This is a genomic window from Streptomyces sp. NPDC091682, assembly GCF_044756625.1.
Classification (GTDB): Bacteria; Actinomycetota; Actinomycetes; order Streptomycetales; family Streptomycetaceae; genus Streptomyces.
In genome coordinates this window covers 135,137-156,922 of the sequence record NZ_JBIVTH010000005.1, presented here as the reverse complement: position 1 = coordinate 156,922, position 21,786 = coordinate 135,137, and the positions used below count along the sequence as shown (strand labels likewise).

The 21,786-nt window shown below is 75.0% G+C and carries 30 protein-coding genes and 1 pseudogene; 25 read left to right on the top strand and 6 right to left on the bottom strand.

Going from position 1 to position 21,786, the window contains the following annotated elements; genetic code table 11:
- Positions 1–111 precede the first annotated feature (111 nt).
- From ACIQK6_RS13795 to ACIQK6_RS13765, 7 genes and pseudogenes are all read left to right on the top strand, one after another.
- Positions 112–321: a hypothetical protein gene (locus ACIQK6_RS13795; protein WP_402694856.1), complete on the top strand. Its 210-nt coding sequence runs from the start codon at positions 112–114 to the stop codon at positions 319–321.
- Entirely contained in the window at positions 318–509 is a 192-nt protein-coding gene (locus ACIQK6_RS13790; RefSeq protein WP_402694855.1) for a hypothetical protein, read from the top strand. The genes ACIQK6_RS13795 and ACIQK6_RS13790 overlap by 4 nt, the downstream gene beginning before the upstream one ends.
- A gap of 273 nt (positions 510–782) precedes the next feature.
- The gene (locus tag ACIQK6_RS13785; protein ID WP_402694854.1) at positions 783–1,559 is read left to right on the top strand and encodes a hypothetical protein; all 777 of its coding nucleotides are present in this window, start codon (positions 783–785) and stop codon (positions 1,557–1,559) included.
- Between the two features lie 185 nt (positions 1,560–1,744).
- On the top strand, positions 1,745–2,440 hold the full coding sequence (locus ACIQK6_RS13780) for a hypothetical protein (protein ID WP_402694853.1): 696 nt from the start codon (positions 1,745–1,747) through the stop codon (positions 2,438–2,440).
- A gap of 180 nt (positions 2,441–2,620) precedes the next feature.
- Positions 2,621–3,331 carry a hypothetical protein gene (locus ACIQK6_RS13775; protein ID WP_402694852.1) on the top strand — a complete coding sequence of 237 codons (711 nt, stop codon included), beginning with the start codon at positions 2,621–2,623 and terminating at the stop codon, positions 3,329–3,331.
- Positions 3,328–3,657 (top strand): hypothetical protein, encoded by a 330-nt coding sequence (locus ACIQK6_RS13770; RefSeq protein ID WP_402694851.1) that lies wholly within the window; start codon positions 3,328–3,330, stop codon positions 3,655–3,657. The genes ACIQK6_RS13775 and ACIQK6_RS13770 overlap by 4 nt, the downstream gene beginning before the upstream one ends.
- Before the next feature lie 39 nt (positions 3,658–3,696).
- A pseudogene (locus ACIQK6_RS13765) lies at positions 3,697–3,771 on the top strand (MBL fold metallo-hydrolase); the annotation flags it as partial.
- Between the two features lie 60 nt (positions 3,772–3,831).
- On the opposite strand, the gene ACIQK6_RS13760 reads toward ACIQK6_RS13765, so the two are convergent.
- Entirely contained in the window at positions 3,832–5,316 is a 1,485-nt protein-coding gene (locus tag ACIQK6_RS13760; RefSeq protein ID WP_402694850.1) for a peptide deformylase, read from the bottom strand.
- Positions 5,317–5,455: 139 nt separating this feature from the next.
- Positions 5,456–5,653 carry a type II toxin-antitoxin system Phd/YefM family antitoxin gene (locus tag ACIQK6_RS13755; protein ID WP_402694849.1) on the bottom strand — a complete coding sequence of 66 codons (198 nt, stop codon included), beginning with the start codon at positions 5,651–5,653 and terminating at the stop codon, positions 5,456–5,458.
- 547 nt (positions 5,654–6,200) lie between these two features.
- On the opposite strand from ACIQK6_RS13755, the gene ACIQK6_RS13750 reads away from it, so the two are divergent.
- The 18 genes from ACIQK6_RS13750 to ACIQK6_RS13665 all read left to right on the top strand — a co-directional run bounded on the left by ACIQK6_RS13750 (position 6,201) and on the right by ACIQK6_RS13665 (position 19,725).
- Positions 6,201–6,710: a hypothetical protein gene (locus ACIQK6_RS13750; protein ID WP_402694848.1), complete on the top strand. Its 510-nt coding sequence runs from the start codon at positions 6,201–6,203 to the stop codon at positions 6,708–6,710.
- Positions 6,707–6,898 (top strand): hypothetical protein, encoded by a 192-nt coding sequence (locus ACIQK6_RS13745; RefSeq protein WP_402694847.1) that lies wholly within the window; start codon positions 6,707–6,709, stop codon positions 6,896–6,898. The genes ACIQK6_RS13750 and ACIQK6_RS13745 overlap by 4 nt, the downstream gene beginning before the upstream one ends.
- A 130-nt stretch (positions 6,899–7,028) precedes the next feature.
- Complete coding sequence (locus ACIQK6_RS13740) at positions 7,029–7,211, top strand: hypothetical protein (protein ID WP_402694846.1); 183 nt, start codon at positions 7,029–7,031, stop codon at positions 7,209–7,211.
- A 129-nt stretch (positions 7,212–7,340) separates the two neighbouring features.
- Entirely contained in the window at positions 7,341–7,475 is a 135-nt protein-coding gene (locus ACIQK6_RS13735) for a hypothetical protein (RefSeq protein WP_402694845.1), read from the top strand.
- On the top strand, positions 7,472–8,143 hold the full coding sequence (locus tag ACIQK6_RS13730) for a hypothetical protein (protein WP_402694844.1): 672 nt from the start codon (positions 7,472–7,474) through the stop codon (positions 8,141–8,143). Before ACIQK6_RS13735 ends, ACIQK6_RS13730 begins: the two co-directional genes overlap by 4 nt.
- Positions 8,140–8,469 (top strand): hypothetical protein, encoded by a 330-nt coding sequence (locus tag ACIQK6_RS13725; RefSeq protein ID WP_402694843.1) that lies wholly within the window; start codon positions 8,140–8,142, stop codon positions 8,467–8,469. The genes ACIQK6_RS13730 and ACIQK6_RS13725 overlap by 4 nt, the downstream gene beginning before the upstream one ends.
- A complete protein-coding gene (locus tag ACIQK6_RS13720) occupies positions 8,466–9,152 on the top strand; it encodes a hypothetical protein (RefSeq protein ID WP_402694842.1) in 687 nt (228 codons plus the stop codon). Before ACIQK6_RS13725 ends, ACIQK6_RS13720 begins: the two co-directional genes overlap by 4 nt.
- A gap of 61 nt (positions 9,153–9,213) precedes the next feature.
- Positions 9,214–10,653, top strand: coding sequence for a hypothetical protein (locus ACIQK6_RS13715; RefSeq protein ID WP_402694841.1), 1,440 nt, complete (start codon positions 9,214–9,216; stop codon positions 10,651–10,653).
- Between the two features lie 223 nt (positions 10,654–10,876).
- A complete protein-coding gene (locus ACIQK6_RS13710; RefSeq protein ID WP_402694840.1) occupies positions 10,877–11,401 on the top strand; it encodes a hypothetical protein in 525 nt (174 codons plus the stop codon).
- 87 nt (positions 11,402–11,488) lie between these two features.
- Positions 11,489–11,758, top strand: a complete 270-nt coding sequence (locus tag ACIQK6_RS13705) for a hypothetical protein (RefSeq protein WP_402694839.1) — start codon at positions 11,489–11,491, stop codon at positions 11,756–11,758.
- Between the two features lie 140 nt (positions 11,759–11,898).
- On the top strand, positions 11,899–14,448 hold the full coding sequence (locus ACIQK6_RS13700) for a hypothetical protein (protein ID WP_402694838.1): 2,550 nt from the start codon (positions 11,899–11,901) through the stop codon (positions 14,446–14,448).
- A 2-nt stretch (positions 14,449–14,450) separates the two neighbouring features.
- Positions 14,451–14,867: a conjugal transfer protein TraB gene (locus tag ACIQK6_RS13695; RefSeq protein ID WP_402694837.1), complete on the top strand. Its 417-nt coding sequence runs from the start codon at positions 14,451–14,453 to the stop codon at positions 14,865–14,867.
- Between the two features lie 105 nt (positions 14,868–14,972).
- Positions 14,973–17,273, top strand: coding sequence for a hypothetical protein (locus ACIQK6_RS13690; protein WP_402694836.1), 2,301 nt, complete (start codon positions 14,973–14,975; stop codon positions 17,271–17,273).
- A gap of 93 nt (positions 17,274–17,366) precedes the next feature.
- Positions 17,367–17,741 carry a hypothetical protein gene (locus tag ACIQK6_RS13685; protein WP_402694835.1) on the top strand — a complete coding sequence of 125 codons (375 nt, stop codon included), beginning with the start codon at positions 17,367–17,369 and terminating at the stop codon, positions 17,739–17,741.
- Positions 17,742–17,808: 67 nt separating this feature from the next.
- Entirely contained in the window at positions 17,809–18,225 is a 417-nt protein-coding gene (locus ACIQK6_RS13680) for an NUDIX domain-containing protein (protein WP_402694834.1), read from the top strand.
- An 83-nt stretch (positions 18,226–18,308) separates the two neighbouring features.
- Positions 18,309–18,893: a hypothetical protein gene (locus ACIQK6_RS13675; RefSeq protein WP_402694833.1), complete on the top strand. Its 585-nt coding sequence runs from the start codon at positions 18,309–18,311 to the stop codon at positions 18,891–18,893.
- Positions 18,894–18,921: 28 nt separating this feature from the next.
- Positions 18,922–19,344, top strand: a complete 423-nt coding sequence (locus ACIQK6_RS13670; RefSeq protein WP_402694832.1) for an ATPase — start codon at positions 18,922–18,924, stop codon at positions 19,342–19,344.
- Positions 19,345–19,383: 39 nt separating this feature from the next.
- A complete protein-coding gene (locus tag ACIQK6_RS13665; RefSeq protein ID WP_402694831.1) occupies positions 19,384–19,725 on the top strand; it encodes a hypothetical protein in 342 nt (113 codons plus the stop codon).
- 75 nt (positions 19,726–19,800) lie between these two features.
- On the opposite strand, the gene ACIQK6_RS13660 is transcribed toward ACIQK6_RS13665, so the two are convergent.
- From ACIQK6_RS13660 to ACIQK6_RS13645, 4 genes are read right to left on the bottom strand one after another with little or no spacing between them, the layout of a single operon-like run.
- The gene (locus ACIQK6_RS13660; protein ID WP_402694830.1) at positions 19,801–20,334 is read right to left on the bottom strand and encodes a hypothetical protein; all 534 of its coding nucleotides are present in this window, start codon (positions 20,332–20,334) and stop codon (positions 19,801–19,803) included.
- A complete protein-coding gene (locus ACIQK6_RS13655) occupies positions 20,331–20,672 on the bottom strand; it encodes a hypothetical protein (RefSeq protein ID WP_402694829.1) in 342 nt (113 codons plus the stop codon). The genes ACIQK6_RS13660 and ACIQK6_RS13655 overlap by 4 nt, the downstream gene beginning before the upstream one ends.
- A complete protein-coding gene (locus ACIQK6_RS13650; protein ID WP_402694828.1) occupies positions 20,662–21,429 on the bottom strand; it encodes a hypothetical protein in 768 nt (255 codons plus the stop codon). Before ACIQK6_RS13650 ends, ACIQK6_RS13655 begins: the two co-directional genes overlap by 11 nt.
- A complete protein-coding gene (locus tag ACIQK6_RS13645; RefSeq protein ID WP_402694827.1) occupies positions 21,426–21,785 on the bottom strand; it encodes a hypothetical protein in 360 nt (119 codons plus the stop codon). The genes ACIQK6_RS13650 and ACIQK6_RS13645 overlap by 4 nt, the downstream gene beginning before the upstream one ends.
- Position 21,786 lies beyond the last annotated feature (1 nt).

Genomic DNA, 21,786 nt, shown 5'->3' with positions numbered 1-21,786 from the left:
ACGCTTGCGTTGTTGCGACACATCAAGATCGCCGCTAATGTCGCCGACGTTACGACACTTACCGGTTCTACCGAGTGAGCTGTCTTGATTACGTCGACAGGAGTCTCGGAAATGTCGCAGCTTCCCACGCCTCAGGCGCTCCGGTCCGGCGAGTGGATGACGCCCCGCCAGGTGTCGGTGGTGACCCACTACGCCCTCCAGACGCTCGCGAACAACCGCAACCTCGGGATCGGCCTGCCGTACGTCAAGCTCCTGACCGGCCGCATCTGGTACCGGCGCGCGGACGTCGAGGCCCTCATCAGCGGGGCGGCCGCCGCGTGAACACCGACCCGGACGGCTGGTGCTCACCGGCCGCAGGACAGGGCGTCGAGGCATTCATCGCCGAGTTCGTCGCGTCTCGGCCGCCGCTCACCGGAGCGGAGATCGCCGAGCTGCGCACCGTCTTCCGTCCCGCCGTGGTCGAGGCCGCGCGCCGGGCGGTCCCTGAGGCGAGCACCGATGCCGCCTAACCGCCTCCAGACATGCGAAAGACCCGGCTCCCTCTCACAGTCGCCGGGCCTCTCTCAGCACCCCACAGGAGCGCCTTCGATGCGCCACACCCTAGCGGGCCCTGCGGCCCGCGCCAACACTCCGGGCTGGTTCTGGGCCGCCGGGTCGCACGCCGCCCGGCCTCGTGCCGCCAGCACGCCGGGCGTTCTCCACACGGAGGCCATGGTGCCCCACCTGTCCGCTCCCCGTCCCGCCGCGCGCCACGCCGGCATCCCCGCCGCCGGGGGTGCCCGATGAGCCGTCGGCCCTCGAACACCCACCGCCCGACCGTCAGCCGCCCCGGCGCGGGCGGCCTCCGCTGGGGCATGGTCGCCACCTGCGTGGTCCGGGATTCCGACCCCGTCCTGAACGCGGGGAAGGGGAAGGCCCTCTATCCGCTGCTGATGACCTACGCGGATGTCAGCTCCCGCGACACGGAGCAGGGCTACCCGTACCGGGCCGCCCTCGCCGACTCGCTCGACTGCACGAAGGACACCGTGGACAACGCCACGAAGTGCCTTGAGCGCGGGCTGGGACTGATCACCGTTACCCGCCGGAAGGTGGACGGAAGGCCCGATGAGAACGACGCGAACCTGTACGTCATCCATGACGCGTGGCTGATCCACGGGATTGTGCCGCCGGCCGACACCCCGCCGCAGCTTGTGGCCCGGTACGGGGCGACGCTCCCCGGCTTCGACATCGACCGGTGGGTGGCCGAGCACGCGCCGGCCTTCGACCTGGCGGCGTGGCGCGACGCGCGGGAGGCGACGATCAGCGCTCAGGAGGCGAAGCGGGAAGCGCAGCGCCGGAAGGAGCGGGAGCGCCGGAAGCCGAAGAAGAAGGAGGGTAGCGGAACTGATTCCGCCACCCCTGAGAGTGAGGCGTCCGAGGGGGGTAGCGGAACTGATTCCGCCACCCGTAGCGGAATGGGTGCCGCCATCGGTAGCGGAATGGGTGCCGCCCTTTCTACAGCCGTAACTCCAGACCCCTCTTCAACAGAGAACAAGCCCCCCGTCCGTCCGTATCTGTAGGTAGTAGCGAGCGCGCGGAAGAAACGGATGGACGGACGGACGGAAGCGGCGGAGTCATCGAGGGGGAGCCGGTGCGGCCGCGGGCCGTCGAGGCGGAACCGGCAGCGGCTGACGCCGCGCCGGACAACAGCGCAGCAGCAGCGGAGGCCGTCCCGGGCGGAGGTCCGGCCGCTGACAGCCCGCCGGTGTCGGACACCCATGGGGAGAGGCTGCTCCGCGAGATCGGCGCATGGCACCCGGAGTTCTTGTTGACCGGCAAGACCTTTACCGATCAGGGCCGGATGGTGACCGGCATGCTCGCCAGCGGCTGGAAGGAGGCCACCCTCCGACAGGTCATCGTCGGGCGGCCGCTTCCGGAACCGCTGACCCACACCGTCGGCGCGATCGTCTCCGGACGCCTCAAGGAGGCCGCGAAGAACCTGCCGCCGTCGCCCACGGCCACGTGGGGCCCCGTCCCGGCACAGAGCCGCGCGGAGGACAGCCCGGTGGATCACTACAGCACCGCCGTGGCCGGCCGCACCGTCGAGGAGGCCGTGAACCTCCGGGTGCACTACGAGTGCGCCGTGTGCTCCCGTCCGCCTGTCCCCGGGTGGGACCTGTGCGAGGACTGCGCCGAGCTGCCGGGCTGCGCCACCGGTTGCGGACGCCGCGTCCCCGACGAGGGCGAGATGTGCGACTCCTGCACCGAGGCACGCACCGCCGCCGGGGTCAATAGGTGGCCCACAGCGGACGGCAAGTGCCCCGGCCGCAGGGACGCGCCGTGCGACGGCCGGGCACAGCCCGGGACCGCCCTCGGCCTGTGCGGCCGGTGCCGGATCGCCGCAGAGAAGGAACGCCGGGCCGTAGCCGCCGGCGAAATCGTGGACCTCGGCTACTTCTAACCCGCCCCTAGTCCACCCCGCCCGGCACCCCCCGGCCGGAGGTGCCGGGCGCCCTCGCCCCGTAACCACTCGTAGGCGGCCGCACACGGCCCGCACGGCGACGATCACCCCGCCCTGGACCCCGAAGACTCACCCACCCCTGCGCGGCCCGCACGCGGCCGTTCAACGAAGGAGCATCACGTGGCCATCCCGACCCCTACCGCCGACCTGCACCGCTGGCAGGCCCGCGCGCACCAACTCCTGGGCGAGCTGCTCGCCGCCGGCCGCCGCGCCGACCTCCCGCCGCTGGTCTGGACGCTGGCCACCAGCGGGGCCCTGACCGGCGAGGCGGACAACCTGAGTTACAGCGGCGCCGAGCAGCAGGAGGCCGTGCGTCGATGGGCGGCGCACCTCGACGCCGAGGTGGACGCCCGCACCGACGCGGACGGCGCCCTGCACCTGTACGCCGGGTGGAAGGCCGGCGCGGACGGCCTCGTGCGCGGGTGCCTCCGCGCCACTGTCCGCCCCGCCCTGGCCGCCGAAGAGCCGCGGCCGGCCTCCGCCCCCGCGCCGGTCGTACGGCCCGAGGCCGCGCGGTACGCCGAGGAACTCCGGGCGAACCCCGGCACTGCCTCCAGCGACGGCCACGCCGGGTGGGAGTGCACGGCGGGCGCCTCGCTGCATGTGGAGGCGACAACGCCCGGGCCCGGCTGCCTCGGGACGCTGCACGGCGTGATCTACGTGTGCCCCGAGCACCGGGCCGCGGCGGAGGAGCGGGTGCAGGCCGGCGGGTACGGGCCGGAGGTGAACCCGGCACCGCCGTCCCACCGGTGGGACCCGTGGCCGTGCGGACACGTCACCGCGTACAAGACGGCGGCCCTGACCGCCCTCACCGCCCAGGAGCAGCGATGACCGACCCCACCCGTGACGACCTCCTCGCCGAGATTGAGCGGCTCAAGGCCGAGTTGGCGCGGGCCAGGGAACTGGCGGCCGGGGCCACCGAATACCGCATCCCCGTACCGGAGGGCGGAGGAACGAACCTCGTCCTCCGGCGCCAGGCCCTCGTCCATGGCACCGGATGGGCCGCCAGCACCACCGGATACGGCGGCGGACTCGCCTTCACCACCGAGGGGTTGCAGGACGCAATCGGCGCCATGTCCGTGGACCGCCTGTTCTGCTGGCCAGACGCCGCCACCGCCCTGGCCGCGGCCCGGACCGCCCTCGCCGACAGCTCCTGAAACCCGTCCGTGAAGCCGCAGCATGGCAGCGCCCCCGTCCCGGGCCACGGCAACGCCATCACCCTCGGCGCCGAGCGCCCCCACCTCGTCGAATGGCGTGCAAGGGGCTGGTAGGCGCCAACGACAGGGCCCCTCGTTCCACTGCGGAGCGAGGGGCCCTGTCGTTGCCGGGCTCTACCTCTCGTCGCCAGCCCGGTACTGCCAGCTGCTGCCGGTACCGCGGTACTCCGACACGGGGATGGGCTGGACGCCGTCCCGCATACGCGAGCGGTACAGGAGGCCGTGGAGGTGGTCGACCTCGTGGGCGACGAGCCGGGCCATGCCTCGCTCGAAGATGGTGATGCGCTGCGTGCCGTCGACGTCCTGGTGCTCGACGCTGATCGCGAGCGGCCGGGGCACCTTGCCTCGGACGTCGAAGAACGACAAGCAGCCCTCGTACTGCTCGTCCGTCTCGGGCGACTCCTCCACGATGCTGGGGTTGAACAGGGTGATCAGCTCGCCCTCGGGTGAGCGGACGATGGCCGCGGCGCGGTCGATGCCGATCTGTGGAGCGGCTACTCCCATTCCCTTGCCGAAGACGTGGACGGCGGAGGCGCGCTCGGCGGCGGACAGCAGCTCGGCGACGACACGGCGCGCGTCTTCGGCCTCGTCGGGCAGGGCGAACGGGCGCGCGGCCTTGATCAGGATCGGGTCGCCCTCCTGAACGATGCCGATCGAGCGCATCCTGTCGCTGGCGGTCTGCATGGCGTGCGGGTTCTCCTCGTCGTGTCGGGCGCGGAACTTCCACTCCAGGCGGAAGCGGGTATGCAGGGGCGGATCTTCCGTGGACCAGGAGTAGATGCGCCGGCCTTCTTCCTCGCTGCGCCGAATCGCTGTACGGAACGGCAGGGCGGCGGCGGTCATGGACGTCTCAAGGCCCCACACGGTGGGGTTCATCTCGGCCGGGAAGTCCAGGCGGACGCTCATCCGGCGGGTGGGTAGGCGCACCGCGCGCTGGAACCAGGTGCCCCACTTCGTGTCGTCGACAGAGTAGGTGTACTCCAGCCATGCCGACTCGCCCGGGTAGAGCGGGTATTGCGCGTCCTCGTTCTCGAACAGCAGCCACAGTTCCTTGAACGCGTCCCGGTCGTGCTGCACCCGCCAGGTCAGGGGCTCGCCGTCGAGGTTCGCCCGCAGGCTGATCTCGTGCCACGTGAGCGGGTTCCGCCGATAGTGCTGGTTGGAGCGCTCGGGGTCACCCGGGTAGCGATCGACGCTGATGCGGATCAGGTATCGGGTGACCGGGTCGGGGCTGTCGTTCCTGAGCTTGCGCCGCTGCGTGGCCCGGTAGACGTTGCCGTCGTAGTAGAGGGTCGTGTCCTCGTGATCAACCAGCAGGCTCGCGGCGTGAGGCTCGTCAGGGGCCGGCTGGTGCGGGACGTCGGGGCGGCCTGCGGCCTCGAGGTCACGGTACGCCCGGACGATGGCGCCGCCGGCGCGAAGGACGTCGTCGGCTAAGCGGCCGAACGACGCCGAGGGCATGAGCTGCCCACCCTCGACCTTGGACACGTACGACGGTGTGTAGCCGACCCGGAGGGCGAGGGCGGACTGAGAGAAGCCGCGGACGTCGCGCCAGCGTTTCAGCTCCGCCACGAAGGCCTCGCCCGGCTCGGTGGTCATCGTTCTCCCTGTGCGTCGCTGTGATCTGTGAGTGATCGGGATTCACGCTCCCGTCATGCCCTGAGCCCGCGGTTTGGTCGTGGCGACAACCCACCAAACCGAAGGGGGTGGAGCGATGTTCGAACTTAGTCGCTGCTGGCTACTGGCCGGTCCCCATCTCGGCGAGGGCGGCGAGCATCCGCTCCCACATGTCAGCCGGGACGAGCACAGCGACCGGCTTCCCGTAGCGGGTGATGGCGGTCTCCTCGCCCTTGACCTCGGCGTTGTTCAGCAGCTCGCGGAACTTCTCCCGCGCGGCCTGTGCGCTGACCTGCGGCATCTGCTCGATCTCCTTCATGCGCGAAGCGTACGGGGCGTAAGGGCTGTCGGTTTTGGTAGGTCGACGGTACGTCAAACCTTACAGAACTAGCAATCCTTGCAAACCTTACAAACCTCCGCTAATGTCGTTCCCGTACCGAAGGAACAGGCCCGCAAGGGCCGGTCTCGGGAGAGCCCGGACGGCGCCCACGCCCCGCGTGGATCACGTCGAAAGGAAGCGGTCGTTCCTTGAGAACTCCATATGCGTGCAGCCCAACCCGACACCCGGCCTTACCGGTCGTGGCACCGCTCACCGCAAGGTGCGTGGACGTGAGGGACGTAGGGAGGAAGGCGTGCACGAGAACGGCACCTGCGACAAGCCGGCCCCCGCACCGCCTGACGGTGATGGGGCGAACATCGCGCTTGACCTTTGATTCGACGGCGCCGAGCCGTCGCCTTCCAGCACCCCCCGGCTTCACGCGGCGGGTGCCGGTCGGCGGCCCCTCGGCCACCAGGCCCCCGACGGCGCTACCAACGCCCCGGGGGCCTTCGCACGCACCAGGCACAGCGCAACCACGGAGGCCCGCATGTTCCGTACCGCTCTCCAGCTCGCCCGCCTCGCCACCGCCGCCGTCACCGGCGTCGTGGAGGCCACCGTCTCCACCATCACCGGCACCACCACCACCGACGAGGCGCCCACCGTGGCCGACCCGGCGGACGTCTTCGCCGAGGACGAGATGCCGGCCGCCGAGGACATCGCCGCGGCGGCCGCACAGTACGCCGCCGCCGCCGACCTGGCCCGTGCCGGCGCCCGGGGGAAGAACGCCGCCAAGAAGGTTCTCTCCCGCCTCCCCGCTGGCCGGTACGGCCTGTGGCTGGTGGAGCGGGTGGCCACCAGCCGCGAGACCGTCGACCTCGACGGGGTGAGGGCGCTCCTCAAGGCCCACGGCTACACGGGCCCGGTGCCCATGAAGTCCGTCGCCCCGTCGTTGAAGGTCTCGAAGGCGCCGGCCGACATGGCCGACCTCGGCCCGGCCGCTGACGCCCACATGACCGCGCTCGCCGCCGAGCACCCCGCCGCCCTGGTCGCGGCGTGACGGCCGCCCGGCCCGCCCTTGGCGGGAACGACGGCGAGCAGCGCCCGGTGCTCGTGATCCGGGTCTCCCGAGACGGCGGCGCCTCGTACGGGCCGCCGGTCACGGTCGACCCCGACCGGGACGTGGTCCCCGAGATCAAGTCGGCGTGGCCGCCCTGCCGGTGCCCGCTGCACTGCCCGGCCCCCTGACCCTCCAGAGCTCCACCGTGCAAGAGGAAGGCCCGTCCGGAGGCGCTACCAACGCCTTAAGCCCGGACGGGCCTTCCTACGCACGCGCACAGCCCCCTCGACGACATCACCCGCACGAGAGGACCAGCACGTGAGCGACCGTACCAGCGCCCGCCCGGCGCCCCGCACCTACCCCGCCGACCCCTGCATGGACGAGATGCTGCGCCGGGTCCGCGCGTTCGACGCCACACGGAAGACGGCCGCCGTGCCGGCCTCCCGGCCCGCCGACCCCTGCATGGACGAGGCCCTGCGCCGCGTGAGGGCGGGCCGGTAGCGGCCTCCGCCCCCCTGGCCATCCCGCCCCGGCCCCGCCCTGACCCGGCGGCGGCCGGGGCGTTCCTTCGCCCCCATTCACCCGCCCCGCCCGCGCGGCGGGGCGACCTCGAGAACGGGAAACCGACGCATGGACGCGAACAGCAGCCCGGAAGAGATCCAGGCCGCGTTGGTCAAGCAGATGGAGGAGCTGGCCGCGGCCTCGCAGCGGCTCGCCGAGACGATCGCCACCCCGCCGCCCGCGAGCACGGGTGGCCAGCAGTGAGCGCCCGTACCGCGCTCCGCACCGCCGGGGCCCGAGTCGAGGACGGCGTCACGGTCGCCCTGACCTCCCCGGTGTCCCCGGCCCTCGCGGCCGTCGTCGCCGTCGGCTGCATGGTCACCGGCAGGCACCTCGACGGGGCGGCCGCGCTGATGACCGCGGCCGGCCTGACCGGCACGTGGGCCTCTGAGCGGCTCGGCCGCCGCCGGGACGCCCAGGACCGCCCCGCGGGCGGCTTCCCGGCCTCCGGGGCGGTCCCGTTGCCCCGGGCCCTCACCGGGCCACTGAGGGGCCCGGACGGGCGGCCGGTGTCCATCCCGCAACAGCGGACCGTGCCCGGCCCTGTGACCGCTACCCCGGGCGGCCCGGGCGGGCGCCTGTTCCTGCGCCCCGCCCTGAACGGCCCGACCCCCACCACCCCGGAGGAACCGCCCGTGTCCCGCTGGACCCTGACCGCCTGCCACATCGACGTCGACACGTGGGGTTGGGAGTTGGAGGGCGACGCCTACGGCTGTCACACCACGTTCGACGAGGCCGACGCCGACGCGGACATCTCGGCCGCCCTGCACTGGGCGGAGGGCGTCATCGGCCGCGGCCTCCTGCCATGGGTCCACACCCGCGTCGAGGGCTTCGACCGGTGGGACGCCTCCGCCCCGGACCGGCCGGAGTGACGACCCGCTACCTGCCGCACCCCGACTCGACCGCCCCGGCCTCGGCGAACGCCGTGTTCGGGGCGGTCGTCCGCCGTCAGGGCCGTCTCTGCCGCGCCGCCCCGGCGTGCTGGGAGCTCGCGACGGCCCTGGTCCCGGCGGACCCGGCCGTGCGTCTTGCTGACGCCGTCCGCCTCGCCCCGGCCGACCTGCTCGCCGTCTGCGGCCCGCACGCCGACGCCGCCGACCGGGCCGGCCGCCGGATCCGCGAGGAGGCCGCCGCGGCCGCCCTCGCCTCCGCACAGCTCGGCCTGTTCACCACCCGACCCGAGGGAGACACCCCGTGATCCGCATCATCACCGCCAGCACGCACGCCGCCCTGATCTCCGACCGCGACGAGCTCGGCCGGACCCGTGCCGCCCTGGACACCGCCCGCCGGGCCACGGACGAGGCGGAGGCGTTTGTCGAGGACCACCGGAGGACGAACCTGTTCCTCGCCCAGGAGCTGCGCGACCCCCAGCGAGACACCGCCGGGCAGCTCCTGGACGTCGAGAAGGTCGTGCGGCAGCTGACCGACGACCGGGACACCGCCTGCGAGGAGGCCGGCGCGCTGGACGAGGTCCGGCAGGACGTGATCCGCCTCCGGGACCACGCCGCCGACCCCGCCAACGGCAACGCGGTCCGCGGCGCCATCGCGTACGGGGTCCTGCGGGACCTGATCACCCGGGCCCGCCAGGAGCGGGCGGCGGCCGGCGAGACCGGCGGTCTCCCGCGCCCCTTCGACGTCGTCGCCCTGGTCCTCGGCCTCGACGTTGACCAGGACGACGCGGACGCCTCCGCCCCGGTCCGGGAGGACACGGCCGCGGACTGCATGGGCGGCACCTGCTCCTGCGCCGACCGCAGCGACGAGGAGGCGGCCGCCCCGGCCGGCACCCGGGAGTGCGCCGCGTGCGGGGCCCGGCGCCCCGCCCAGGACTTCAACCACGGCGCCATCTGCCGGAACTGCCCGGCGATGACCGCCAGCCACTGACCCCGCCCCTCCGGCTCCGCTCCTCCCCGGCGGGGCCGGCCTGCATGACCAGGAGGACCCTGTGACGCTCACGGATCCCGACATGACCACCCGCACCTACTACAGCCCCGGGGACGTCCCGGGCCCGTCCGGCCGCCGCCAGGAACGGCGCCTCGACCGTCGCGAGGACCGGCAGCAGGACCGCGAGGACAAGCGCGAGACCCGGGAGCAGGACCGGGAGGACCGCCGGGCGGCGGCCGCGCAGAAGCGTCTCGACATCGAGACCGAGGAGGCCCGCCGGGCCGCGCGGAAGGAGGCAGCCGCAGCGGCCCGCACAGCGCGCCGGGAGGGACGCCGGAAGGCGTGGGCCGACCGGCGCGCCGCGTTCCACACGGCGGTCACGGCGCACATGCCCGCGACCGGTATCCCCGTGGTCGCCGTCTCCCTCGCGATGGGAGCCACCGGCCAGATCGACGCCGCCCAGCACCAGGGCATGGGGTTCTGGTCGCTCGGCGTCCCGGTCCTCACCGAGGGCATGACGCTGACCCTGGCCACGCTCACCGCGGCCGCCCTGGCCGCCGGGCAGCCGCACCGATTCCTCCTCCGCGCCACCTGGGCGTCGGCCCTGTTCGCCGCCGGGGTGAACGCTTATGGCCACTACGCCGAGGCCCCCGGCGCGGCTGGCCTGTACCGCGCGCTGATCTTCGCCGTGGCGTCCCTGGCCGGGCTGGTCATGTGGGCGATCATCCTGCGCCGTCAGCGGCAGGCACGGGGCGACGACGCGAGCACCCTCGCCCGGCGGCGTCGCCTCACCCGCCGTTTCCCGCTGATCGCCGCGCAGGCCCGGCTGCACCGGGACGTCACCGGCTGCTCCTGGGAGGAGGGGTGGGAGACCGCGTGGGAGCGCCGGCACGGGGCGCCCACGCATGAGCTGTCCATCCGGGACATCAGGCGCGAGCGGCGCACGGCACACAAGCGGCGCGAGGCCGAGGCGTGGGACGGGCGGCGCCGCCTCGACCGGTTCCGCGGTGTCGACGCTGCGGGCGTCGAGGTCGTCGACGCCGAGGTGGTCGACGACGTGGAGGAGGCACTCGACGTCGAGCCGGAGCCGGTCCTCGACGTGGCTCCCGCACCGGCTCCCGAGGTGACCGCCGGGCCCGCCTTCCTGCCCTCCACGCTGCTGGTCCCCACCGGCCGCTACGGGTGGGCGGAACGCCCCGTTCCCGCCCTCCCCGCAACCGGTTCCCAGACCCCGATGGAACCGGCCCCGGAACCGCCTACAACCCGCTTCCCGCAAGGGCGGGGCCCGCTTCCCGAACTCCCCCGGGAAGCGGTCGCAGACGAGCGTCTGGAGGCCGTCCGGAGCATGGTCACCGCCGTCGTCGCGAAGGGCGGGAACCTCCTCCGGGAACCGTCGGTCAGGGCGGTCCGCAAGCACCTGTCGTGCCGGAGCGAGACCGCCAGTGAACTCCTCGACGTCGCCCTCGCCGAGCACGGCGTGAAGCGGTCGGGAACCGCGTAACCCTCCCCGCACCGGCACGCACAACGGCCCGCCCCCGAACGAAGCGGGGGCGGGCCTGCTGCTGACCGTACCGCCAACCACACCCCGGGCGGGGGCGACCGGCACAACCGGCCGCCCCCGCCTCGCGTCTGGCGCTCGCCCTGCCGGCCCCGGCCTCTCCGCCGGGTCCGTTGCGTGACCACCAGCCCGCCCCACCACTCCCCCCGAGCACGAGGAGCCCGCCGTGGACCGTACGCCCGCCCCCAACAACAACACCGACACCGTCAACCGCGTCGAGGCGTACGCCCGCCTCCTGACCGTCCCGGCGGTCACCTCCTGGACCGCCGACCGGGAGGCCGTGCACGGCGGCGACGCCTTCGAGTACCGGGCGTTCCTCGCCGCCATGGAGGGCGAGTTGCGGTCGCAGCACGTGTCCGGTGACGGCCGGTGGGCCGCCGGACGCCGCACCCGCCGCGCCACCCGGGGACTCAAGAAGATGGTCAAGGGGTCCGACCTCGCCGCCGAGGGGGCCCGGGAGCTCCGGCAGGAGTTCGCCGACCACGTCCGGCACGTCAACGCCCTGCCCGGCCAGCGCCAGGCCAAGGCCGCCCGCAGCGCGGACCGGCGCGCGTCGGTCGGCGCGTTCACCGCCAAGGCCCTGAACAAGTCGGTGACGGCGGCCGCCCCGGCCCCGGAGGCACCGGCCGCCGAGCAGCAGGGCGCGCAGGTACGCGGGATCACCGAGCTGTGGGACCGCCGCGGCGCCTGACCCGTCCCGGCCGGGCCGACCTCGCACTGGACGCCCCCGTGCGCGGCCGGTCCGGCCCTTACCCCGAGCATCCGGAAGGACACCGACATGAGCGAGGACCTGACGCCCGAGGAGCGCCGGGCCGAGAACAGGGCGCGGCACTGGGCGCAGCGCCAGCAGGCGAACGTCGACCGCGGCCCCAGCGGGGTCACGGCGACGTGGTGGGACCACGCTCGCGCCCTCGCGCGGGACGTCGACCGCGACGGGTACCCGGCGATCTGGGAGGAGCTGACCGCCGCTCTCCAGGGCTGGTGTGCCGCCGTCGAGCAGCGCCGCCAGGAGGCCGACGACCAGCGCGACGCCGCTGACGTTGCGTAGCCGAATTCATCATCATCACCAGCGGCCCGGCCGGGCCCCTCGCGCATGCGCAAATGCGGGCGCACGACGTGTGCGCCCGCGGGCGCGCGAGGATGCCCGGCTCGGTGACTGTCTGTCAACCCTGGAAAGGGCCCTCGACCATGGCCGATGACGACACGAACGTGATCCAACTCCGGCCGGGGCAGCAGTCGCCGCCCTCGCCGCCGACCCCCGCACTGCCTCCGCTCCCGCCCCGCCGCCGGGGCCGGGCAACTCCTCCGCCGCCGGCCTCGACGCCCTCGCCGCCCACCGCGGCGAACCCGCCCTCGACCCCCGCGCCCCCGTCGACTCCGGCGGGGGCGCCGGCGTCCCCGCCCCCGGCCGCGGCGCCGGCGCAGGTGTCGCCCGCCCGCCCCCGGCGGTCCGCCGCCGAGTCCCTCGCCGCTGCCGCTCCGCCCGCCCCGGCGCTGCCTCCGCTCCCGCCCCGCTCCGCGACCGCCGCCGTCCCGGCCACGTTCCGGGCGGAGGGCAACGACGACCAGGGCGACGGGCTCGGGGCGCTGTCGCTCTCGGCGGTCCTCGCCATCGCCCTGGCCGCGCTGCGCGGCACGGTCACCGTGGTCGCCGACTGGAAACAGCGCCGGATGGAGCGCGCCGCCGAGGAGGCGGTGTGGCGCGAGGCGAAGGTGAAGCGGAAGGCCGCCGAGGAGGACGCCCGGGCTCGCCTCACGAAGGTGCCGACCACGGCGGAGTTCGGGAAGGCCGCCGCGGGCGGTGGCTCCAGCGGCGGCCACTCCTCGTCGGGCGGTGGCTCCGGTGGCGGAGGCGGGTCCCGCAGGAGCGGAGGCACGGGCGGCGGGACGTCGTCCGGCGGCGGCCGCGGCGGTACCGGCACCGGGCCGGGGAGCAGCGGCGGCGGGAAGCCCGGCCCGCAGCGCACCGGCAACGGCAGTACCGGCACCGGAGGGAGCGGCGGGAAGCCGTCCGGCGGTACCGGCTCCGGCGGGCCGGGGAAGGCCGGCCCCACCGGCAGCGGGAAGGGCGGCGCCGGGTCCTCCGGGTCGGGCGCAGGGTCCGGCTCGGGCTCGTCCGGCGGGAAGCCGTCGGCGGGCGTCCAGTCGCCGAGCCGGGGCAAGACCCCCGGCGCCGGGGGCGGGTCCGGCAGCGGCACCCTCCAGAAGATCCGCGACCGCAAGAACGGCGGCGGCGGGTCGGGAGGAGGCACCGGTAACGGGTCGGCCGGCGGCGGCTCGGGCGGAGGCAAGGGCAAGGGGAAGGGGAAGGGCGGCGGCGCGCAGCCCTCCGGCAGGTCCGGGCCGACCGGCAACGGCGGCGGGGCCACCGGTCAGGGCGGTCGGCAGACCCCGCAGCGCCCGGGCCGCCAGCGCAAGCCGCGACAGCAGCAGCCGGGGCAGCCCGGCCAGCCGCAGCCGCAGGCGCCCGGCACCGGCCCGCAGCAGCAGTCGACCGGCTCGAACCCGGCGGCGCCGAAGAACCGGCGGCGCCGGATGAGGAGGAGGCGTCAGCAGCCGGGGCAGGGACCGCAGCAGCCCGGGCAGCAGCAGACCCCGCAGACGCAGGGCCAGGGCCCGCAGCAGCCGACCGGCACCGGACCCGGCAACCCGCCGGCGGCCGGGCCGACCACGCCCCCGTCGAAGCCGCGTCGGCGGTGGCGGTGGAGGAAGCGCCGGAGCCAGACCGTGCCGCAGCCGCAGCAGCCGACAGCGCCGCCGAGGCCGAACTACCCGCCCCCGCCGAACTACCCGCCGAGGCCGCCGCACCCGCCGACGCCCCCGACGGGAACTCCGCCGGGCGGTCAGCAGCAGACGCCCCAGAGCGGCCCCCAGGGCCCGCAGGGCGGACCGCAGCAACCCCCGCCGTCCGGAGGCCCGCAGGCACCGCCCGGCGGCCCGCAGGGCCATCCCCACCCGCCCGGGCAGGGGCCGGGCCAGACCGGCCCCGGGAGCCGGCGCGGGACCTGGAGGCGCCGCTCCACCCCCGGCGGGCAGCAGCAGCCGCCCCCGAGGACGGGCGGCCCGTGGCGCACCCACGGCCACGGCACCACCGCCCCGCCGGGGGCCGGCCGTACCCGCCGCTCCGCCGCCGACTCCGCGCAGCACGTCATGGACGAGCAGGAGCGGGTGACGGTCACGTACGAGTGGCTCGCCCGACCGGCCCGCCCGCCCCGTATGCCCGCCGGTTCGCTCCCCGCGGCCGGCACCGCCAGCACCACCGTGAAGGAGCCGCCCGTGAAGTCCTCCGCGCCCGCCCGATCCTCGACCGGATCCGCGCTCCCCAGCTACGCCCGGCCGCCGCAGCCCTCCGCCCGGCACATGACGGAGGTCACCCTCGACGACGTCCTGAACGGCCTCGGGAAGTCCCGGCGCCGGTGCTTCGCCACCTACGACGAGTGCAGCGTCCTCGCCGGGAACGCCCGCAAACTGCGGGACGCCCTCGCGGACCTGGCCGACGACCTCGCCGAGTACAACAACGTGATCGGCCGCCGGACGTCGGCCGGGATGGCGCGGCTGTCCGAGTTCATGGACACCCTCGCCCGCCGGGCGGACGCCATGCAGACCGAGTCACTGACCGCGGCCGAGCTCGTCGAGTCCGCCCACGACGAGATGCATGACGCGTACAAGCCGCTCCAGCAGGCCACGGCAGACGCCGGCCTTTCCACGCCCTCCGCCCGCGCCCACAACGAGGACTGACCGTGACCGAACTCGTGCCCCGTACCGCCTCCCTGCCCGCCACCCGAGGGGCCGGCGTCCCCGGGTTCCTCGCCCTCGCCGGACGCGTCGCCGCGCTCGCCGCGTCCGCCGCGCACCTCGCCGAGGGCCTGTGGCGGCTGCGCCGTCAGATGGACCAGGACGCCAATCACGCTGACCTCCTCGCCGAGTTGTGCGCGAAGGCCGAGGTGGAACCCCGGTACACCACGATGATCCGCAACGCGGCGACCGCGCTGCGCAACGTCGCCAAGGCGGCCGCCGACGTCGCCCGGACCGCGTCCGAGATGAGCACCGCCGCCGACAACCTCAACAGCGAGCACCGCGCCGAGTACGGCGGGATCTACGAGACCTCCCGCAACGGCCCGCAGCAGGCCATCCCGGGGTTCTACCGCACCCGCTGACATCGCATCACCCTGTACGGCCCTGTGAGGGGCCCGGCCGCCGCGCCGGGCCCCTCACCCCTTCCCGCCCCCCGAACGCCCGCACCGTCCGCCATGGAGGCCCCCGTGACCACTGCCGCGCTCCCGCCCGCAGCCCCCGCCGAACCGGCCGCGTCGACCGCCACGCACGCCGGCCTCGCCCCCGCGACCGCACGGCGCCTCGCCACTGCCGAGCGCGTGCTGTACGGCGCGGGCGGGGTCCTCACCGCCGTGGGCCCGCAGACCGACGTCGCCGGGCTGCACGTCGCCGTCCTCGCCGCCGGGGCCGGAGCGATCGGCGTGCTGTGGCGGCGCACCCGCACGGGCGGGGCCGGCCTCCTCCTCGCCTGCACCCGCGCCCTTCCCCTCCTCGGGTTGTCCGGCACGTACGCGGCCGCGCTGATCGCCCCGGGCTACTCCTGGTGGGAGACCGTCGCGCCCGTCGCCGTGGCAGCCGCCGCCGGTCTCGCCGCCCCGATGACCCGGGCCGCCGGGATCAGCCGGGCGATCGAGAACCTGCCCGCCGTCGTCGAGGCCCCCGTGCAGCAGGACGCCGGGGACTACCTGTCCGGGGTACGCGTCCTCTGGACGGCCGCCGCTGTGACGAACGGGACCGACCTGACCGCCCTCCACCAGCCCGACCCGAACCGCCCGGCCTTCGCCGCCGTGATCCTCGCCGCGCCCGGTGAGGCGGTCTCCTCCCGCCTCGACACCCGCGCGGTCGCCGCGGTCTTCGACGTCCCGGAGGCGGCCGTGACCCTGACCTCCATCCCGGGCAGCGGGCCCGGGCGCCTGGCGCTCCTCGTCGACCCCGCCCGGGCCGAGGAACAGGCCGCCCTGGACCAGGACCCCGTACGGCTCTGGTGGGGACAGAAGGTGTCCGGGCCGGGCGGAGCCGCCCCCGGAATGAACCTCGCCGCCTACCGGATCGAGGCCGAGGAAGGCCGGGCGACGTTCCGCGTCGAGGCCGCCGAGGACGTGGAACTCGTCCTGCCCCGCCGCAAGCTGGCCCGGGCACTCGGCATCGAGGACCCCGACCTCCTGATGATCGGGGCCGCCGGGCTGTCCGGCGCGGTCATCACGATCTACCGGGACCACCCGCTGATCCACGTCCGCGAGGCGACCGCCGAGGACCTTACGATGCGCGAGGACGGCACGATCGCCCTCGGCCTCCGCCACGACGGCCGCCCCGCCCGCATGCCGCTGTACGACACCGACCTCGGCGGCCTGACCGACCTGTTCGTGGGCGCCCCCGGCTCCGGGAAGTCCGTCGCCCTGCTGCACGTCATCACCGCTGAACGGCTGTCCGGCATCGTCAGCATCGTCGCGGACGCGCAGGGCGGCATGAGCCTGCCGGAGGCGAAGGGCAGGGTGTACGCCTTCGGGGCCGGCCTGGCCGAGTTCGGGGCAACCCTCGCCGGGGCCTGCGCCCTCGCCGACTACCGGGAGCAGATCAGCACAGCCAACGGCTGGGGGTCCTTCGCCCTCGGCGACCCGTGGGCCCTGGTGAACATCAGCCTTGACGAGATCAACCGCGTGATCGCCAACGACGCGGAGGCACCCGACGACTTCAAGGCGTGGGTCGTCGCGATGATCACCCGGGCGCAGCTCACGTTCCGCAAGCTCGGCATGGGCATCAGGTACGCCGGTCAGTCCGTGCACCTCGAAGACCTCGGCGACGCCGAGAAGATCCGCGCCAACGCCAAGCAGGGCAGCGTCTGGCTCGGCCGGGTCAACAGCACCATGACCAAGCGCCTCGCCTCCGACATGACGTCAGGGGAGGTCGAGATCACCCCCATTCCCCGGCACTTCGGCGGCGGCGGTGACGCCGAGGTCGAGGCCGCGTGGAACGGGGAGGAGGCCCCGACCGGCCCGGTGACCGCAGGCGTCGCCTGGCACATCTGCGGCGGCATCCCCGCCCTGATGCGCGTCTGGCTCGCCGTCAAGGAGAACCGGACGTACCCGAACCTCATCCGGCTCATGGAGTCCGCGGTCATGCCGGTGCTGACCCCCGCAGAGGACGCCGCGTTCCGCGCCGGGTACGCGGAGGCCCTTCCCCTCGCCATGGACCTCCTCGCCGGAGGGGACGGCAGCGGCGGCGCCGACGGCCACCAGGAGCACGACGGCGAGGCCGGGGCCGTCGCGGTGCGGATCCCTCGCCCCGCGGTCAAGGCCAAGCCCGCCAACCTGGAGGCCCAGATCCTGACCGTCCTCGCCGCCGGAGTCATGCGTAACCGGGACATCAGGGCCGCGCTCGGCGCCGACACCCCCGGCGGCCCGAAAGCCGGTTCCGTCGACAACGCCCTGTCGGCTCTGTTCGACGCCGGAAAGGTGATCAAGCCGGGCCACGGCAAGTGGGCGCCCCTGGGCTGGACCCCCGAGGACTGACCGGCCCGACCCGTACAGCACCCGTCCTCGAGGTCGGCCCCGCCCGGGGCCGGCCTTTCCCCTTGCATGACGACCACGACCAGGAGCACCGCCATGACGACGTCGAACCTCGACCCCGCCCGCCTCTACCGGCACGCCCCCGACATCCTCGTGGAGGCCCACGAACTGCTGACGCTCTCCTCCCAGTTCCTGGCGCAGACCCTCGCCGGTGAGCAGAACGACCCCGAGGAGCTGCGCGCCTACCTGCTGCGCCGCGCCGTCCAGTCGGACCGGGTGGAGGCCGGCGCGATGTTCGGCGAGGCGGCATCGCGGGCGCAGGCCGAGGAGTCGTTCCGGCTCCTCGCCGACCTCGACCGCGCGCACTCCTGGCTCGTCCCGGCCGGGCTGACGACCCCCGCCGCCGCAGCGCCGTACGAGGAGCTGCGCGCCTACGTCCGCGAGTGCTACGACGCCGCCCCCTGGACCTGACCGCCCCCGGGCTGCTGCACCCCGCGGCGGTCCGCCCCTGCTCACCGGAACCCGAGAGGACCCTGCCATGACCGACATCGAGACCTTCGAGACGATCCGCTACGCCGCCGACGTCGTGTGCATCCGAGGCGGTGACGTCCTCCTGATCGAACGTGGATGGGACCCGCACAAGGGCCTCCTTGCCCTCCCCGGCGGGCACGTGGACCCGGGCGAGACGTCCCGCGCCGCCGCGGCGAGGGAGCTGGAGGAGGAGACCGGGGTACGCGTGGACCCGGCGGCCCTGGTCCTCGTCGGCGTGTACGACGAGCCCGGCCGGGACGCGCGCGGCCGGTACGTCAGCGCCGCGTACCGGGTGACCGTGCCGGAGGGCACCGAGGCCTGCGCCGGGGACGACGCCACCGCCGTGCGCTGGGTGCCGCTCGCCGAGCCGGGCGTCCTCGCCTTCGACCACGGCGCGATCCTCGCCGACGCCCGCCGGTCCTGACCCCGAGCCCGGACATGACGGCGGGGGCCGGCACGCCCGCCGACCCCCGCCACCTGACCCGCCCCCGAAGGAGCACGCCCAGCATGCACCAGCACCCCGCCCGGCACGCTGAACCCGCCCCGGCCTACACCGTCCAGGCACCCGCCGCCGCGCCCCTCGTTCACCAGCCCCGCCCCTGCGCCGCCGAGGTGCTGCTCCCCGCGCCGGCCGCCGAGCGCCGCGCCCTGGTCCAGCTCGATGACGGGTCGTGGGTCGCCGCGTACGTACCGGCCGCGCCTCCGGTCATAGTGCCCGCGGCCCCCGAGGCCGCCCCCGCCCGCCGGGGCCTGACCCCCTTCGAGCGGACCGCCGTCACCCTCGTCGGGAGCATCTGCGCCCTGACCCTCTGCACCGGGGGAGCCCTCGCCATGGCCGGACCCGCCGCCCTCGCCGCCGCCGCCGAACTCGCGATCGGCGCCGCCGCGCTCCTGGGGACCGCCGCCGTCGGGTGGGTCGTCCTCCGGTTCACCGGCGCCCTGTCCCGCGCCTCCGGGGAGCAGGCCGCGGCCGCACCCGCCCCGGCGCCCGTCACGGTCAACGTCACCGGGACCGGCGGACAGGGCGGCCGGTGGGGCTCCCGCAGCGGCACGGGCGTCCACATCGACCGAATCAACATCAGCCAGCGCTGACCGCCTCGACCACGACCAGGAGCAGCAGATGACCCACACCGCCCCGGCCTCCGGCCCCGCGCTCACGATCACCTCCTTCGGGTACAGCCACCAGCCCGGCGAGGTCGCCCCGGCCGCGCACCTGACGCTCGACCTCCGGGCGCACTTCCGGGATCCGCACGTGGACCCCTCGATGCGGGAGCTGACCGGCCGGGACCAGGAGGTGATCACGGCGGTGCTCAGCACCCCGGGGATCCCGGCCCTGATCGCCGCCACCGTCGCGGCCGCCCGGGCGTTCTGCAGCGGCCCGTCCGCCGGCCCGCTGCACATCGCGGCGGGGTGCGTCGGAGGCCGGCACCGCTCATACGTCGTCGCCTCCGCCCTCGCCACCCTGCTCGCCGACCTCGACCCCGCCGTGGTCCACCTCCACGTCGACCGGCCCGTGATCCGCCGCCCCGCACCCCGGAACTGACCGCCCGTCCTGCCCGACCCGCACCATTGGAGGATCCCCATGGACCCGCTCGCCCGTACCGGCGCCGACCACCTCGCCGCCGTGCTGCGCCTCGCCTTCCCCGAGGCCATCGCCGCCTATCACCGCATGCTCGGCGTCCGCCTCCGGCACGCCACCCTCCCCGGCCCGCTCGTCGACGGACTGCGGTGGCTCCACCAGGAGGACCAGGAGGCCGCGCTCCGCGTCACCGCGGCCGTCCTCGCGGACGTCGGCGCCCAGCGCAACGGGCCGCCCGTCGACTACGCGGCCCGCGCCCTGGCCCTCTCCCTGCACCTGACCGAACCGGCATGGACCGAGGCGGACGCCGACGCGTTCGTGGCGGCCGCGATGCCCGCCGCCTGACCCGCACGACCAGGCCCCGGCCGCCCCTCGCTTCGGTGAGCAGGGTGGCCGGGGCCTTTTTGCGTTCCGGGCCGGTCAGCCAGCGGCGGCGGTGATCTCCTCCACCAGGGCGTCGACGTCCTCACCGGCCGTCACCGCGGCCAGGAGCTGACCGAGGAGGAGATCCCGCTCATACAGCACCGTGAACGCGGCCCCGGCCGGGAGCGCCGGCCCAGGGAACACGGCGATGCCGTACCCGTCGAGGACCTGCATGTGGGTGCGCACCGTGTGCCCACCCTCCGGGTCCCGTTCCGCGGTCCGCATGTCCTCGCGCATGGTCGCGGCGAGGTGCCGGCGAACGAGGTTGGAGGACACCGACAGGAACCCGCCGGCGCTACTGACGTCGATGATCAGCTCATGGGTGAGGTGCGTCGGGTCGAGGCGGTGCGTGCGGACCGGGCGGCCGCATCGCTGCTGGAGCGCGGAGGCCGCGGCCGAGATCTGGACCGTCTGCGGGGCCCCGGCGCGGGCCTCACCGGCCAGGGTCAGCAGGCGGGCGAGGAGCGGCCCGGTGGGCACGCCCTGGGCGACGTCCAGCGGGGTACGGGCCACGGTCGTGGTGGGGGTCATCGTGAGTTCCTCTCAGTGGGACGGGTCTTGGGTTGGTCAGCGGTGAGGCAACAGCCACAGGTGCGCAGCAGCACCTCGACCCCGCCGACGCGGGCTTTCGTCAGCCCGGCGCGGGCCGGGTGCTCGCACATCAGGCACCAGAACGTGAGCAGCAGGTCCCGGGCCGCCTCGTCGCCGCAGCCGGGGCACCACACCCCGGCGGCCGGGTAGAGCGCGGAGACGAACGAGGCGTCGGGGTGGCCGCAGGTGCCGGCCGGGAACGCCTCCACGGCGGCGGCCTCGGCCCGGGCCCGGATGAGCTGGCCGAGGCGTACGGCCGTGATCCGCTCACCGGCCACGGGCCCGCGTCCGGGGCCGCCGCGCCCGCTGATGCGCCGAGGCCCGGGCGATCACCTGCGCGGCCGTCATCTCCGGTGTCAGCCACTCTTCCGCGCCCTGGGCGAACGCCTCCGCCTGCGTCTCGTCCCGGCACCGGACGGCGTCCGCCCACGCCTCCGGCCCGCCGGCCGCCCGCAGCCGGGCGATCTCGTCCGCGACGTGCGCCAGTTCATGCCTGACGGTTCGGACCGGGGTCGGGCCGGTCGCCGTGGTGTCGACGGTGACGACCGCCCACAGGTCCCCGTCGGGGGACCGGCGGAGCACCATCTCGCCGACGTCGCCGCCGCACGGTCCGGGCCGGGCGTGCAGGGACCGCAGGCCGCCCGCGGCCGCCAGACCGAGGGCGAGGCGCCCCCACGTGTCGCCGCCGAGCCCGGGTTCCACCAGCGCCCAGCACCAGCGGCCGCCGGGGTCCACGGCCCACGTCGCGCCGGGCGGGGCTTGCGGGGGCCATTCCGCCGCCGCCGCGGCCTCCCGGGCCCGGCGCACCGCCCCGACGTTGAGCGTCCGCGTACGGGGCGCCTCCGCCTGCACAGGGGCCCGCCGGTCAGTGTCGGCCTGCGCTCGGGCGGCGGCCCGCTGCGCCCGGACCGGGGCGAGGTTCAGCGGCGGGCGTACGGGCGGCCGCCAATCCGGGTCGAGGGAGGCGAGCAGCCGGGCGTGCCCGGCGTCCGAGGTCCTGGCGGCGTAGGCGCGGGCCGCCGCAAAGTCGATCACCGTCCAGCCTCCGCCCTGTCGGGGTTCGCCCGGATCATGCGCATCAGGTCCTCCGCCGTGACCGTGCCGCCGGTCTCCTCCTGCGCGGCCCGGGTGAGGCCGAGGAGGTCGGCCTGACGGTCCAGGAGGCGCACGGCCAGCCCGGCCGCCGCGACGTCGCCCCCCATCGCCTTCGGCCACACCCGGGCGAGCAGGGCCTCCAGCCGGGCGTTCATCAGCGCGCGTTGCTCGGTGTCGGTCGCGTCCGGGGCGTCCATCAGCGCGCCGAGCGTCGCCATCTCCGGCAACGGTGGGAGGTCGGTACAGCCCGGGGCGCCGGCCTCCAGCCGGTTCAGCCGGGCGGGGATACGGGACATA